1 protein-coding gene is annotated in these 465 nt (G+C 54.2%); it reads right to left on the reverse strand.

Features of this window, described 5'->3' with window-relative positions:
- Positions 1-465 (reverse strand): transposase (locus ACNFCJ_RS24140; RefSeq protein ID WP_416773903.1); only part of this gene is annotated, 465 nt, incomplete at both ends.

A 465-nucleotide genomic window follows, 5' to 3' on the forward strand; every position in this document is an offset into this window, starting at 1 on the left:
GCGAGGGATATTGCCTGGATGATTCAAAGAGACCCCGTTCAAGAAGCCCAGAATCGCCCAGGTGCAAGCGGTGAAACTCATTTCGCAGGGGTAGATGCCAGGGCAGTGGCGACTCATTTCCAGCATTTGATAACGCAGCAGGTTGTACCCCAGTAGTACGCCCCACAGTTCTTGTTCAATCATCTCCGGCGTTTTACTACGCAGTGTGTAGTGCCCCGCGAGCATGCCTTGCTTCATTTCTCGATAGCCCAGTTCGATTTCCCAGCGCTGACTGTACAGATCCACGATTTCGTCGGGTGGGAAGCGCAGAGGATCGATCATCGAGGTTAATACCTGCCGCACTTTGCCCTTGATGGTCTTGCTTAATAACCGAGCCTGTAGCGTTTCTGGCAGATCGGGCCATTGTTTACGCGCCTGCGGCGAGGTCTTTAGCGAGACGATGGCATCGTGGCGCCCTAACTTACG

The organism is Pseudomonas sp. NY15364, assembly GCF_048068235.1.
GTDB classification, from domain to species: Bacteria; Pseudomonadota; Gammaproteobacteria; order Pseudomonadales; family Pseudomonadaceae; genus Aquipseudomonas; species Aquipseudomonas mendocina_D.